General features: G+C 75.0%; 9 protein-coding genes. 6 read left to right on the forward strand and 3 right to left on the reverse strand.

The window, feature by feature from the left end; genetic code table 11:
• Positions 1-32 precede the first annotated feature (32 nt).
• From ACFC0Z_RS28515 to ACFC0Z_RS28525, 3 genes are all read left to right on the forward strand, one after another.
• Complete coding sequence (locus ACFC0Z_RS28515; RefSeq protein ID WP_376443751.1) at positions 33-1,625, forward strand: alkaline phosphatase D family protein; 1,593 nt, start codon at positions 33-35, stop codon at positions 1,623-1,625.
• Positions 1,626-1,775: 150 nt separating this feature from the next.
• Positions 1,776-4,514, forward strand: a complete 2,739-nt coding sequence (locus tag ACFC0Z_RS28520; RefSeq protein WP_376443754.1) for a DUF6493 family protein — start codon at positions 1,776-1,778, stop codon at positions 4,512-4,514.
• A 76-nt stretch (positions 4,515-4,590) separates the two neighbouring features.
• Positions 4,591-6,018 (forward strand): GNAT family N-acetyltransferase, encoded by a 1,428-nt coding sequence (locus ACFC0Z_RS28525; RefSeq protein WP_376443756.1) that lies wholly within the window; start codon positions 4,591-4,593, stop codon positions 6,016-6,018.
• Here the strand turns inward: ACFC0Z_RS28525 and ACFC0Z_RS28530 are convergent.
• Positions 5,942-7,156, reverse strand: a complete 1,215-nt coding sequence (locus ACFC0Z_RS28530; RefSeq protein WP_376443758.1) for a trans-sulfuration enzyme family protein — start codon at positions 7,154-7,156, stop codon at positions 5,942-5,944. The two genes, ACFC0Z_RS28525 and ACFC0Z_RS28530, sit on opposite strands and share 77 nt — an antisense overlap.
• Positions 7,157-7,215: 59 nt before the next feature.
• Between ACFC0Z_RS28530 and ACFC0Z_RS28535 the strand changes: the two genes are divergently transcribed.
• The 3 genes from ACFC0Z_RS28535 to ACFC0Z_RS28545 all read left to right on the forward strand — a co-directional run bounded on the left by ACFC0Z_RS28535 (position 7,216) and on the right by ACFC0Z_RS28545 (position 10,040).
• Entirely contained in the window at positions 7,216-7,713 is a 498-nt protein-coding gene (locus ACFC0Z_RS28535) for an Lrp/AsnC family transcriptional regulator (RefSeq protein ID WP_376443761.1), read from the forward strand.
• A gap of 48 nt (positions 7,714-7,761) precedes the next feature.
• Positions 7,762-9,465, forward strand: a complete 1,704-nt coding sequence (locus ACFC0Z_RS28540) for a DUF885 domain-containing protein (RefSeq protein ID WP_376443764.1) — start codon at positions 7,762-7,764, stop codon at positions 9,463-9,465.
• Between the two features lie 125 nt (positions 9,466-9,590).
• Positions 9,591-10,040: an Lrp/AsnC family transcriptional regulator gene (locus tag ACFC0Z_RS28545; RefSeq protein WP_376443766.1), complete on the forward strand. Its 450-nt coding sequence runs from the start codon at positions 9,591-9,593 to the stop codon at positions 10,038-10,040.
• Here ACFC0Z_RS28545 and ACFC0Z_RS28550 read toward each other — a convergent pair.
• Positions 10,030-13,311: an AAA family ATPase gene (locus ACFC0Z_RS28550; protein WP_376443768.1), complete on the reverse strand. Its 3,282-nt coding sequence runs from the start codon at positions 13,309-13,311 to the stop codon at positions 10,030-10,032. The genes ACFC0Z_RS28545 and ACFC0Z_RS28550 overlap by 11 nt on opposite strands.
• Positions 13,308-14,486 carry an exonuclease SbcCD subunit D gene (locus ACFC0Z_RS28555; RefSeq protein ID WP_376443770.1) on the reverse strand — a complete coding sequence of 393 codons (1,179 nt, stop codon included), beginning with the start codon at positions 14,484-14,486 and terminating at the stop codon, positions 13,308-13,310. Before ACFC0Z_RS28555 ends, ACFC0Z_RS28550 begins: the two co-directional genes overlap by 4 nt.
• Between the last annotated feature and the right edge of the window lie 63 nt (positions 14,487-14,549).

A 14,549-nucleotide genomic window follows, 5' to 3' on the forward strand; every position in this document is an offset into this window, starting at 1 on the left:
GGACGCGCCCGGACACGCTCTCGGAGGCCCTCATGACCCACTCGGTGCCCGGTTCCCCGTACTCCCCCGGGCGTCGCGGCCTGCTGCGCGGCTCGCTCGCGGCCTCGGCGGCGCTCGCCCTCGGCGGCACGGGACTCGCGGCCCCCGCGTTCGCGCTGTCCGGGCGGCCGCGGGCCGACTGGGGCGTGCAGACCGGCGACGTCACCGCCTCCTCCGGGCTGCTGTGGGTGCGCTCGGACCGGCCCGCGCGGATGCTCGTCGAGACCTCGGCCAGCGAGTCGTTCCGCCGGGTGCGGCGCCATCACGGCCCGCTGATCGGCGCGGGCACCGACTTCACCGGGACCACCGCGCTGCGCGGGCTCCCCGCCGGGGAGCAGATCCACTACCGCGTCACGCTCGCCGACCCGGACGACCCCCGCCGTACGGGCGAGCCGGTCACCGGCACCTTCCGCACGGCCCCCGACCGGCGCCGCGACGGCGTCCGGTTCCTGTGGTCGGGGGACATCGCGGGCCAGGGCTGGGGCATCAACCCGGACATCGGCGGCTTCCGCGCGTACGAGGAGATGCGCCGCCTCGACCCGGACTTCTTCCTGTGCAGCGGCGACTCGGTGTACGCCGACGGCGTGATCCAGCCGAGCGTGACCCTGCCCGACGGGCGGGTCTGGCGGAACGTCACGACGCCGGAGAAGTCGAAGGTGGCCGAGACCCTCGACGAGTACCGGGGCAACTTCCGCTACAACCTCCTCGACCACCACGTCAGGGCCTTCAACGCGCAGGTCCCGACGGTCACGCAGTGGGACGACCACGAGGTGCGCAACAACTGGTACCCCGGGCAGATCCTCGACGACCCGCGCTACACGGAGAAGGACGTCGACGTCCTCGCCGCGCGCGCCCTGCGCGCCTTCGGCGAGTACACCCCCGTGTCCACGCTCCACGCGCGCGGGCGCGGGCAGGAGGGCCGGATGCACCGGGTCGTGCGGTACGGGCCGCTGCTCGACGTGTTCGTGCTCGACATGCGCTCCTACCGGAACGCCAACTCCCCCGGCCGTCAGGCCGACGACACGACCGGCATCCTCGGCGCGGAGCAGCTCGCCTGGCTGAAGCGGGAGCTGGCCGCGTCCACGGCGGTGTGGAAGGTCCTCGCCTCGGACATGCCGCTCGGTCTCGTCGTACCGGACGGGTCGTCGAACTTCGAGGCGGTCGCGCAGGGCGACCCGGGCGCGCCGCTGGGGCGCGAGCTCCAGATCGCCGAGCTCCTGCGGTTCGTGAAGCACCGGCGGATCACCGGCACGGTCTGGCTGACGGCCGACGTGCACTACACGTCGGCGCAGCACTACGCGCCGGAGCGGGCGGCCTTCCAGGACTTCGCCCCGTTCTGGGAGTTCGTCTCGGGACCGCTGGCCGCCGGCGGCTTCCCCGCGAACGCGCTCGACGCGACCTTCGGTCCGGAGCGGGTCTTCGTCCGGGCGCCGCAGCGGGCGAACGTGTCGCCGATGGAGAGCCCGCAGTACTTCGGCGAGGTCGACATCGACGGGGACAGCGGGGAGCTGACCGTACGGCTCCGGGCGGAGGGCGGCGAGGTCCTGTTCACGAAGGTGCTGCGGCCGGGGCTCGTGGGCCAGTAGGACCTCGTTCACGCCCGGCCGGAGAGGGCTCGGGAGAGGACCGGACGGCAGGTCAGGAGCGTTGTCAGTGCCGGGTCCTAGGGTTTTCTCCATGACGCGATCCGGAGGGGTGGGGATCGCGTGAACGACGGCATGGGGCGGGAGACGGGGATGGGCAGGGGAACGGACATGGGCTCGGGGGCGGGGACGGGGACGAAGGCGGAAAGGGGGACGGAGAGGGAGACGGAAGGGGGCTCGGGGTCGGCCGTCGAGGCGCTGCTCGCCGCCGTTCTCGACGGGCGGGCCGCCGAGGTGCCCGCCCTCCTCGAACCGCTGGACGCCGCCGCGCGCAAGGTGGCGCTGACGCGCCTCAAGGCGCTGCGCGCCGAGGTGAGGGCCGGGAAGTGGACGGCCGCCCCGTACCACCCGAACAAGATCTGCAGCGCGCTGTACGTGGCGGGTGCCGGGTGTCTGACGACGCCCGCGGCCGCCGCGAGCTGGCTGGGCGCGCGGGATCTGCTGATGTGGGAGACCGACGGCCCGCTGGCGCTCGCGGCGCTCGGGGAGGTCACTCCCGCGTGGGCGGCGGATCTGGCGGCACGGCTGGCCGGTCGCCGGGTCGTCGCGGAGAACCGGTACCAGCTGGTGCACGGGCTCGTGGTCCGTTCCGGCTACCGGGTGGCGCCCACCGACGGGTACGTCACCGGCTGGACCTGGCACCTCACCGACGACCGGCTCGCGGAGCGGCTCCGGGAGGACCCGCAGACGCCGGACCTCGTGGCGCACGCGCTGGGGATGGCGGAGCCGCCGGAGCGCCTGACCCGGAAGCCGGGGCGTCGGCCGGAGCGGCACTGGCCCACGGTCCTGGCGGCGTTGGTCGCGGACGGAACCCTGGACCGGGCGCGGATCCTCGACGTCTGCGTGTCCCGGCTGCTGCGCGGCGGCCCCATCCGGAACCTGCGCGTGCCGCTGGAGATCGTCCAGCTGCTCGCGCCGGACGCGGAGGAGGTGCGGGCGCGGGTCCCCGCCTGGGTCGGGATCGCGGCCGACACGCCCTCGATCGTGGCCGGTTACGCCCAGGAGCTCCTGACGGGACTCGCCACGGCGGGGACACTTCCGGTCGAGGCGCTCGCCGAGATGACCTCCGGGGTGCTGTTCCGCACGGAGAAGAAGCTCCTTCGGGCCCAGCTCGCGCTGGTCGGCGCGGTGCTCGCGCGGGAGCCCGGTGCGGCGGACCTGCTGCTCCCGGCCGTGACGGAGGCCTTCGGCAACGAGGACACGGACGTGCAGGAGCGGGCCCTGAAGCTGGTGGCCCGGCATCTGTCCGCCGTGGAGGCGGGGGTGCTGCGCGAGCTCGCCGAGGCCGCCGGGCTGCTCAGCGCGACGCACCGGCAGGCGGCCGAGGAGCTGTTCGGCGCCGGTCCGGGGGCGGAGGATGCGGGCGCGTACGTGGAGATCCTGCCGCCGGTGCCCGAGGTGCTGCGGGTGCCGCCTCCGGCGGCGACGGTCGAGGAGACCGTGGCCGAGCTGGCGGCTCGGCGGCTCGCCGAGGACCCCGTGGCGTTCGAGCGGGCGCTGGACGGTCTGGTGCGGCACGCGTACCGGGACCGTGAGGCGGTGGTGGAGGCGGTGCGGGCGGCGTTCCCGTGGGAGCGGTGGCGGGACGAGCCGTACTACTTCGCCTACGAGCCCCGGGGGCCGCAGGCGGTGCTCGCCGGGCTGCTCGGTGTCCTCGACCCCGCGCGTGTCGGCCTCGGCCGCAGGATGGGCCCCGTCCAGGCCGACTGTCTCGGCGAGGCCCTGTCGGTGGTGACCGAGTCCCGGCTGTGGGAGGCCTCCGGCCTGGTCGGCACGGACGCGTTGCCGTTCCTGCTGGCCTCGCCGACCCTGACGACCGGGGCGATCGAGCCGTCGGTGCTGGTGGCGCGCCTGCGGGAGTACCGGGACGCGGGCGTCGAGCCCGCGCCGAACGACTTCGCGCAGGCCCTGCTCAGGGTCGCGCGTGCCGCTCCGTCGGCGGACTCCGCGGCCGACGGGGCGGCGGCGCTCGGCACCCGGGCCGGAGAGCGGCTCGCCTCCTGGCTGCGGGCGCCGGCGCCGGTGGAGGCGCGTCCCCGCGTCCTCGACCGGGACGAGGACAGGACCCGGCGGACGTACTGGCTGACGGGCAGGATCGGCGTGGAGTTCGGCGAGCGGCCCGCGCTGCGGGCGGAGTTCCCGCCGCCGTTCCGGTGGCTGGTCGGCGCCGTGGATCCGACGCCCCGGCGCTGCCATCACGGGAGGCACGACCGGGCGCTGTGGGCCTCGGTGCTGCCCGCCGACCGCGAGGTGCTGGCCGCCTGTCTGCTGCCGTCGCTGGCCTACGGCGCCGCCGGGGACGCCCGCGAGGTCACCGAGCCCCTGACGGCCCTGGCCGAGACGGAGGGTCCGGTGGGCCGGGCGGTGCACCTGGCGCTCGCGCTCGGCCTCGGGTGCCTGGACGCCGACGACCGGCTGCGGGCGGTGGACGCCGTCCTCGTCCTGGCGGCGCGCGGGGAGCTGGACGCGCGGCGGCTCGGCGAGGAGCTGGCCTGGCTGCTCGCGGAGGGTTCGGTCAAGCCGAACCGGTTGACGGACGCGGCCCGGACGGCGGCGTTCACGGGGGCGTACGGGACGGTCTGGGCAGTCCTGGGGGCGATGCTGCCCGGGCTGCTCGGCGCGGCGACGCCGATACGTGGCCTCGGTGAGGTGCTCGCGGTGGCGGCCGACTGCGTGGAGCGGTGCGGGGCGGGGGACGTCGTCCCCGGGCTCGACGCGCTCGCCGCGAAGCGGGGTTCCTCGCAGCTCGTGGTGCAGGCCAGGCGTCTCCTGGGCGCACTCCGACAGGGGGCCGGTCAAACTCGGACACAAGCGGACCGAATCGGTCGTTAAGCCGCCAGACGGGCGCTTAACCCGTCAGTCACAAAGCGTTCGTGATCACGCAACACCGCTGGGTCACAGTGAAGTCATGACCGATGTCACGTCTTCGAAGAGCGCCCGCCGTCCGCACCACTGGCGGCACGACCTGATCGAGCTCGCCGCCCTGTTCACCGCCGTGGTGGTGGCCGACACGATCGCCAAGAGCATCGTCAAGGGGCCCGACGGTCCCTACCTCCTGGTGTTCTCGGCCATCGCCCTGGTCGCCACCGCGACCTTCCACACCTGGTGGGCCCGGAGGCACAGCCATGCGCCGCCCGCCGTCGATACCGGCGGGGGGACGGCGCCCGCCCCCGTCCCCGTACGCACCGACGAGACCGGGACCGCCCCCGCCGAGACGGCGGCGCCCAGCGGTGAGACCGCGCTCTGGCGCATGCGCACCACCGTCCAGGACACCCCGGGCAGCCTCGCCGCGCTCTGCACGGTCCTCGCCCGCCTGGGCGTGGACATCCTCACCCTCCAGACCCACCCGCTCGCCCGGGGCACCGTCGACGAGTTCCTCCTCCGCGCCCCCGCCGAGCTCTCCGCCCAGGACCTCGCCCGTGAGATCGCGGCCGCCGGCGGCCGCGACACGTGGACCGAACGGGCCGACGCCCACGACCTGGTGGACACCCCCACCCGCGTCCTCGGCCTGGCCACCCGTACGGCGCTCGACGCGGCCGAACTGCCGCTCGCGCTGCGCCAGCTCCTCGGCCGCTGCACCCTCCACTCCGTCCCGGCGCTCTCCCTGACCGGCCGTCCGCTCGGCGAACAGGCCCCGGTCGAAGGGGTCCTGGAGGAGACCGTGATGCGGCTGCGCGACCCGCACGGCGGCACGCTCATCGTCGAGCGGCCGTACCTCCCCTTCACCCCGACCGAGTTCGCCCGGGCCCGCGCCCTCGTCGAGCTGGACGCGCGCCTCGGCCCGCGCCTCCCGCGCGGCCGTGACGTGCTGACCCTGCCCGAGGGCAACGAGATCACCGTCCGCCGCGCCGACCAGCGCGACCTGCCCGCCGCGCGCGCCATGCACGACCGCTGCTCGGCCCGCACCCTCGGCCTGCGCTACCACGGCCCGGTCGGCGACGCCGGCCGGTACCTCGACCACCTGCTGAGCCCCCGTTTCGGCCGCACGCTCGCCGTGCAGACGGCCTCGGGCCGGATGGTCGCCCTCGGCCACCTGCTGTGGGACGGCGACGAGACCGAGGTCGCCCTCATGGTGGAGGACGACTGGCAGCGGCGCGGCATCGGCTCCGAACTCCTCCACCGGCTCGTGGCCCTCGCGGAGGAGGCCGGCTGCGCGAGCGTGTACGCCGTCACGCAGGCGTCCAACACCGGGATGGTGGCCGCCATGCGCGCGCTCAACCTGCCCCTCGACTACCAGATCGAGGAGGGCACCCTGGTGATCACCGCGCGACTGACCGCAGCGCCGGCCCCGTCCCCGTCGCTGCCCCACGGAGAGGTGCGGCGGGCGGAGCGCTGAGCGCCTGCGTGAGGTCGCGCCACAGGTCCTCGACGTCCTCCAGGCCGACCGACATGCGCAGGAGCCGGTCGCTGACGCCCGCCGAACGCCGGTCCCCCTCGGCCACGATCCGGTGGCTGATGGAGGCCGGGTGCTGGATGAGCGTGTCGACGCTGCCGAGGCTCACCGCCGGGGTGATCAGCCGGACTCCGGCGATCACCTCGTGCGGGTCCCCGAAGACCTCGAAGGCGATCATCGCGCCGCCGATCCGCGGGTAGTGGACGCGGGCGATCCGGGGGTCGGTGGCGAGCCGCCGGACGAGCTCCGCAGCCGTGGCGGACGCCGCCTTCACCCGTACCGGAAGGGTGGAGAGACCGCGCAGCAGCAGGTAACCGGCGAGCGGGTGCAGGACACCACCGGTGGCGAAACGAATCTGCCGGAGCGTACGGGCGAACTCCTCGTCACAGGCCACGACACCGCCCATGACGTCGCCGTGCCCGCCCAGGTACTTGGTCGCGCTGTGCAGCACGATCCGCGCGCCCTGCTCGACCGGCCGCTGGAGGACCGGGGTGGCGAAGGTGTTGTCGACGAGCAGCGGCACCGTGCCGCAGGAGTGGGCGAGGGCCCGGATGTCGGCCTCGGCGAGCGTCGGGTTCGCCGGGGACTCGACCATGACGAGACCCGTGTCCGGACGGATCGCGTCGGCCACGCCCGCCGGGTCGGTCCAGGTCACCTCGGTGCCGAGCAGCCCCGTGTCGAGCAGGTGGTCGCTGCACCCGTACAGCGGGCGGACCGCCACGACGTGCCGCAGGCCCTGGCTCGCCCGGGCGAGGAGGACGGCGGTCAGCGCCGCCATGCCGCTCGCGAAGGCCACGGCCGCCTCGGCGCCCTCCAGGCGGGCGAGGGCGTCCTCGAAGCGGGCCACGGTCGGGTTGTCCAGCCGGGAGTAGACCGGCGGGCCGTCGAGACGGGCGCCCGTGGTGGCGAACTCGTCGATGCGGGCCGCCTCGGCCCGGGCGTCGTACGAGGGGTAGGTGGTCGACAGGTCGAGCGGCGGGGCGTGCACTCCGAGTCCGGCGAGGTCCTCGCGTCCGGCGTGCACGGCTTCGGTGGCGAGCGCCCTCGGGGTGGCCGAGAGGTCGCGGTCCATGGCGTCCATGGCGGCACTGTGAACGTCTACCGGAAGGTAGGGGGAAAACCCCGTGCTACGTTCGGCCAATGGCCGATTCTGTCGTACTGGACGCGGTCGATCTGCACATTCTTCGCCTCCTGCAGAACGACGCCCGGACCACCTACCGCGAGCTCGCCGCCGAGGTGGGCGTAGCCCCCTCCACCTGCCTCGACCGGGTCGCGCGGCTGCGCCGCACCGGCGTGATCCTGGGCCACCAACTACGGCTGGATCCGGCCAAACTCGGACGCGGCCTGGAGGCGCTTCTCCTGGTCCAGGTGCGCCCCCACCGGCGGGAACTGATCGGTCCGTTCGTCGACCGGATCCGCGCGCTGCCCGAGTCCCGGGCCCTGTTCCACCTCACGGGCCCCGACGACTACCTGGTGCACGTGGCCGTGTCAGACCCCGCTGACCTGCAGAGACTCGTCCTCGACGAGTTCACTTCGCGCCGCGAGGTGGCCCGGGTCGAGACCCGGTTGATCTTCCAGCAGTGGGAGTGCGGACCGCTCCTTCCCCCCGCGCACGGCCCCTCGTTGTCAGCCGACTGAGGCCGGACGAAGATGACGCGGCCCTCGCGAGGCGTCAGGATGACCCCCATGCCAGAGACTTCCAGCAGCCTGCTGCCCCGCCAGCTCGCCGACGCCCACGTCGACGCACTCATCGCCCTCGACCCGATCACCGGTACGTACCTGGGAGTCAAGGAGAGCGCCGGCCTGCTGCCCGACTTCTCGCCGGTCGGCCTGAAGGCCGTGGCCGACCTCTCCCGGCGCACGCTCGCCGCCCTCGACGCGGCGGAGGCCGCGCCGGGCGCCGACAGCGACGCCGAGCGCCGCTGCGCCCGCCTGCTGCGCGAGCGCCTCACCGCCGAACTCGGCGTGCACAACGCCCACGAGAGCCTGCGCACGGTCAGCAACATGCGGTCGCCCGCCCACAGCGTGCGGATCGTCTTCACCATGATGCCGACGGAGACCGAGGAGGACTGGACGGCGGTCGCCGCCCGGCTGCGGGCCGTCCCCGCCGCCCTGGAGGGGTACCGCGCCTCGCTCGCCCTCGGCCTGTCGCGCGACCTCCTCGGCGGCCCGCGCGCCACCGCGACCTTCGTCGGCCAGCTCACCGAGTGGGCGGGCGCGGACGGCGAAGGGCCCGGCTGGTTCGAGCAGTTCGCCGCCTCCGGCCCCGACGACCTGCCCGCGGAGCTCCGTACCGAACTCGGCCAGGCGGCCAAGGGCGCCACCGCGTCCGTCGTGGAGCTGCGGGACTGGATGCGGGACGTGTACGCCCCCGCCGTCGCCGACGCCCCGGACACCGTGGGCCGCGAGCGGTACCAGCGCTGGACGCGCTACTTCAACGGCACGGACCTGGACCTCGACCAGGCCTACGCGTACGGCTGGTCCGAGTACCACCGCCTCCTCGACGAGATGCGCACCGAGGCCGAGCGGATCCTGCCCGGCGCCGGGCCCTGGGAGGCGCTCGCCCACCTCGACGAGCACGGCACGCACATCGAGGGCGTGGAGGAGATCCGCGTCTGGCTCCAGGAGCTCATGGACGAGGCCATCGAGGCGCTCGACGGCACCCACTTCGAACTGGCGGAGCGCGTACGGCGGGTGGAGTCCAGAATCGCCCCGCCCGGCGGCGCCGCGGCACCGTACTACACCGGCCCGTCCGAGGACTTCAGCCGCCCCGGCCGCACCTGGCTGCCGGTGGACGGCACGACCCGCTTCCCCGTGTACGACCTCGTCTCCACCTGGTACCACGAGGGCGTGCCGGGCCACCACCTCCAGGTGGCGCAGTGGGCGCACGTGGCCGACACGCTCTCCCGCTACCAGGCGACCATCGGCAAGGTGAGCGCCAACCTGGAGGGCTGGGCGCTGTACGCCGAGCGCCTCATGGACGAGCTGGGCTTCCTGCCCGACGCGGAGCGGCGCCTCGGCTACCTCGACGGCCAGATGATGCGCGCGTGCCGGGTGATCGTCGACATCGGCATGCACCTGGGCCTGGAGATCCCCGCGGAATCGCCGTTCCACCCCGGCGAGCGGTGGACCCCCGAGCTCGCGCAGGAGTTCTTCCAGCTGCACAGCAGCCGTCCGGCGGCGTTCGTGGAGAGCGAGATGACCCGCTACCTCTCGATGCCGGGCCAGGCGATCGGCTACAAGCTGGGCGAGCGCGCCTGGCTGCTCGGCCGCGAGAACGCGAGGGCCGCGCACGGCGACGCGTTCGACGCGAAGGCCTGGCACATGGCGGCGCTGTCGCAGGGGCCGCTGGGCCTCGACGACCTGGTGGACGAGATCTCGCGCCTCTGACCCGACGCGTCCCGCACGGCCCCCTTCCTCGTGCGGACCCCTGCCGTGCCCGGATCCCTTCCGCATGGCGAGAATCCCCGGCCGGTCTCTTGATCGGCCGGGGATTCCCCTGCACTCTCGGCCGTATGACCACCGAATACACACCGGACGCCACCGACTGGCGGATCCTCGCGGCGCTCCAGAGCGAGGGCCGCGCCAGCTTCGCCGAACTCGCCCGCGCCGTGTCGATGTCCCCGTCCGCGGTGACCGAGCGGGTGCGCCGCCTGGAGGACGCCGGAGTGATCAGCGGATACACGGCCATCGTCGACCAGGACCGTCTGGGCCTCCCCATCCTGGCCTTCGTACGGCTCCGGTACCCGCACGGCAACTACAAGCCGTTCCACGACCTCCTGGACACCACGCCCGAGGTCCTGGAGGCCCACCACGTCACCGGTGACGACTGCTTCGTCCTCAAGGTCGCGGCGCGGTCGATGAAGCACCTGGAGCAGGTCTCCGGGAAGATCGCCACGCTCGGCTCGGTGACGACCAGCGTGGTCTACTCCTCGCCGCTGCCCCGGCGTTCGATCAGCCGCTGAGCCCGTCGCCGCCTGTACGGAGCCGTACCGCCGAGCCCTGCCGGGCCTTGACGACCTCCAGCTGGGCGGGGATGCGGCGGCGCAGGTCGCCGACGTGGCTGACGATGCCGACGCTGCGGTCCCGCTCGCGCAGTGAGTCGAGGACGTCGAGGACCTCGTCGAGGGTCTCCTCGTCGAGGCTGCCGAAGCCCTCGTCGATGAAGAGCGTGTCGAGCCTGACCCCGCCGGCCTCGTCGGTGACGACGTCGGCGAGGCCCAGGGCGAGCGCCAGGGAGGCGAAGAAGGTCTCGCCTCCCGAGAGTGTCGCGGTGTCGCGCGCGTTGCCCGTCCAGGAGTCGACGACGTGCAGGCCGAGACCGGCCCGCTTGCCCCCGGCGCGGGCGTCGGAGTGGACCAGCGTGTAGCGGCCGGAGGACATCAGCTGGAGGCGGGCGGTCGCGGCGGCGGCGACCTGTTCGAGGCGGGCGGCCAGGACGTACGACTCCAGGCGCATCCGGAGCTCGTTCTCGGCGGAGGTCCCGGCCGTCAGGGCGGCCAGCCGCGCCACCCGGTCGTACTCCTCCCGGAGCGGGCCGAGACGGCGGACCTCGGTGACGGCCTGCCGGGAGAGGGCCGCGAGCTCGCCGACCCGGTCGCGGGCGGCGGACAGACCGGAGACGGCCTGACGCAGGGCGCCCCCGGCCGTGGCGCGGGCCGCCTCGGCCGCGTGCGGGTCGGCGGGCGGGAGCGCGGCGGCCTCGGCGGCGCCGGGCTCGGCGAGCCGGTCCGCGACGGCCGCCGCCTCGGCACGCCAGGCGTCCACGCGCTCCTGGAGCGCGCGCCGTTCGGCGGTGGGGAGGAGCGCGGCGCGGGCCTCGTCGGGGGTGGTGAAACCCTCGCGGTAGGCGGCGTCGGCGAGCCGGCCGTCGGCTTCCTTGAGCCGCCGCGCCGCGAGTTCGGCGGTGCGTACGGCTCCGGCGGCGTCGAGCAGCAGGGCGATGCGGCGCTCCAGGGAGGCGGCGTGCTCGGCCACACTGCCGAAGGTGCCGCGCCCGAGGGCGAGTTCCTCGTCGAGCGCGGCCTGCTCGGCCTCCAGGGTCTCGCGGCGCGAGGTGCGCGCGGCGACGCGGCGCTCGGCCTCGCGCTGCGCGCCGATCCGCCCCTCGTGCTCCCGCTCGGCCCGCGCGAGCGTCTCCCGCGCGCTGTGCGTCCGGGAGGCGAGGTCGTGCGCCTCGGCGTGCAGACGGGTGAGCTCGTCGACGTCACGGGCGAGGTCGGGGACGGTGGGGTCGGCGTCCGCGGGGGTCACCCCCGTGGAGGCGCCACCCACGGCCGACGCAGCCATGTGCGCCGCGCCTGTGGCGCCCGGGCCCATGGGGAGCACGTCCGTGTGGGGCCGGTCCGCGTGAGGCTCGCCTGTGTGGGGCCCGACCGTGTGCGACCCGACCGCGTGAGGTCGGTCCGTGTGAGGCCCCTCCACGTGCGCCCCGTCCACGTGGTCCCCCACCACGTGGGACCCGTCCGCGCGGCCGCCGTTCGTGTCGGTCGGGCCTGCGCTCAGGACCTCGGCCCGGGCCGCCGACCAGGCCTCGCGGGTGACGGCCAGTTCGCGTTCGGCGGCGGTGCGGGACTCGTCGGCGCGGGTGTAGACCTCGTACGCCGCCTCCTCCGTGGCGCGGTCGACGTGGTCGGCGGTGGTGCGCGCGGGGGCCGGGTGGGCGGTGGAGCCGCAGACCTGGCAGGCCGCCCCGTCCGTGAGTGTGGCGGCGAGCTCGGCCGCGATCCCCTGGAGGCGGCGGGACTTGACGTCGAGCCAGGCCTCGTGGGCGGTGTTCCGCCGCTCGCGGGCGACCGTGAGCCGCCCCTCGGCGGCCGTGGTGCCGGCCGCCAGGGCGTCGCGTCGGCGGGCCGCCGCGAGCCGCCGCCGGGCGGGTTCCAGGCGGCCGGCGAGGTGCTCGGCGCGGGTGGCGGCGTCCGTGGCGGACTCGACGCGCTCGACGAGCGAGGCCCGGCGCGGTTCCCAGTCGGCGAGCCAGGCGGCCGCGTCCTGGAGGGCGTCCTCGTCGGCGCGGGCCTCCCGGGCCAGGACGGCACGTTCCTCGGCGACGGCGGCGGCGCGGCGCTCCGCGCGGCGGGCCGATTCCAGGCCGCCGAGTTCGGCGCGCAGCCGGTGTTCGAGGGCGGAGAGCTGCTCGGCCTCCGCGTCGGCGAGTTCGGGGGGCAGCAGCGCGAGGGAACGGTCGCGGGCCGCGCGGGCCGTGGCGTGCTCGCGCTCGGCGTCCTCGCGCAGGACGAGGGCGGGGGCGACGCGATCGGCCTTGAGGGACCCGTCGAGCGCCGCCTGGTGCCGGTCGCGGTCGGGGACGGTGGCGGTGAGCCGCTCGCGGCGCCGGAGCGCGTCGGCGTACCGGGCCTGGCGGTCGGCGAGCGCCTTCTCGGCGTCGAGCGCGCTCTCCGCGCCCGCCGCGCGCGCCTCGGCCGCCGCGTACCGCTCGGCCGCGATGTCGTGGGTCTCGGCCGCCTCGGTGCGGGCGACGGCGGCCCAGGTGAGGACGGCGTCGGCGACTCCGGGCTCGCCCGGACGCCCCTCGACGGGCGCCCGGGCCGCGTCGAGGCCGCCCGCGGCCTGCGCCATGCGGTGGGCGAGGCCGAGCAGCCGCTCGTCCCCTTCGCGTACCTGCTGTTCGGCGGCGCGCCGGAGGTCGGCGAGGCGTTCCTCGACGGCGGCGAAGCGGCGGGTGTCGAAGAGCCGCCCGAGGAGCTTGCCGCGCTTCTCCGCGTCGGCGCGCAGGAAGGCGGCGAAGTCGCCCTGCGGGAGCAGGACGACCTGGCAGAACTGTTCCCGGCTCATGCCGACGAGCTGGGCGATCTCCTCGCCGATCTCCTGGTGGGAGCGGCTCAGTCCGGCCCATTCGCCGCTCTCGGGGTCGTACTCGCGCAGCCAGGACTGGGCCTTCTCGGTGGTGAAGCCGGTGCCGCGCTTCTTGGGCCGCTGCTGGGCGGGCCGCCGGGTGATCTCCAGGCGCCGCTCCCCCACCGTGAGGTCGAGGACGACCTCCGTGGACGTGCCGACGGGGGCGTGGTCGCTGCGCAGGGAGGTGCCGGGGTTCTGGCGTTCGCCGGGCACGCTCCCGTACAGCGCGAAGCAGACGGCGTCGAGGACGGAGGTCTTGCCCGCGCCGGTCGGTCCGTGGAGGAGGAAGAGGCCGGCGGCGGACAGGGCGTCGAAGTCGACGGTCTGTGTCGTGCCGAACGGCCCGAACGCGGTGATCTCCAGGCGGTGCAGCCTCATCGGTCCCCCTCGCCTTCCGCCGTCTGGACCCGGACGTCGTCGAACGCGCCCTGGAGCACGGCCCGTTCGGTCGCGTCGAGCCCCGTGCCGCCACGGACGTGGGCCACGAAGTCCTCCGCGATCTGCTGGTCGCTGCGGTCCCGCAGGCGCTGGGCGTAGGAGGCGCCCGGGTCGCTCGGGGCGCGCTCGGGGTCGAAGACGAGGTGGAGCGCGTGCGGGAAGCGTCCGGCGAGCCGCGCCATGGGCTCCGTGGGGCGTACGGGGTCGGTGAGCGTGGCCTCGACCCAGGACTCCTCGTGGGGCGCGAGCGCGGGGTCGGCGAGGAGGTCGTCGAGCCGTCCCCGGAGGCGGGCGAGGGGGCGCGGAACGGGGCAGTCGAGGCGTACGGCCTCGGTGAGCGCGCCGTCGGGCGCCGCCGGGCCCAGGTCGACCAGCCACGTCGTCTTGCGGTGGTCGGTCTCGGAGAAGGAGTACGCGAGGGGCGAGCCGGAGTAGCGGACGCGCGGGGTGATCGTCTGGCTGCCGTGGAGGTGGCCGAGGGCGACGTAGTCGACGCCGTCGAAGACCCCGGCGGGGACGGCGGAGACGCCGCCGACGGTGATGTCCCGCTCGCTGTCGCTGGCCGCGCCGCCGGCGACGAAGGCGTGGGCGAGGACGACGGAGCGGGTGCCGTCGGGCCGGGTGGCGAGGTCGGCGCGGACGCGGTCCATGGCGGCGGTGAGGACGGCCTCGTGGCCGCCCTTGGCCGCGCCGAGCTGGTCGCGGACGAGGGCGGGTTCGAGGTACGGCAGGCCGTACAGGGCGACCTCGCCGTGGTCGTCGGCGAGGACGACGGGGGTGCCGATGCCGACGGGGTCGGTGCGGAGGTGGATGCCGGCCCGTCCGATGAGCCCGGCGCCGACGCCGAGGCGGCGGGCCGAGTCGTGGTTGCCGGAGATCATGACGGTGGGCACGCCGGCCTCGGCGAGGCGGTGCAGGGCGGTGTCGAAGAGCTCGACGGCGGTGAGGGGCGGTACGGCCCGGTCGTAGACGTCACCGGCGACGAGGACGGCGTCGACCCGGTGGGCGTGGACGGTGTCCACGAGGTGGTCGAGGAAGGCGGCCTGGGCTTCGAGGAGCGGGACGCGGTGGAAGGACCGGCCGAGGTGCCAGTCCGAGGTGTGCAGGAGCCTCACGATGCCGTCCCACCCCGCATGTGTGCCGCTCCTCGCCGCGCGTTTCGTCCGCCTCGTCCGCCC

It is taken from the genome of Streptomyces sp. NPDC056144 (genome assembly GCF_042264145.1).
Taxonomy (GTDB): domain Bacteria; phylum Actinomycetota; class Actinomycetes; order Streptomycetales; family Streptomycetaceae; genus Streptomyces.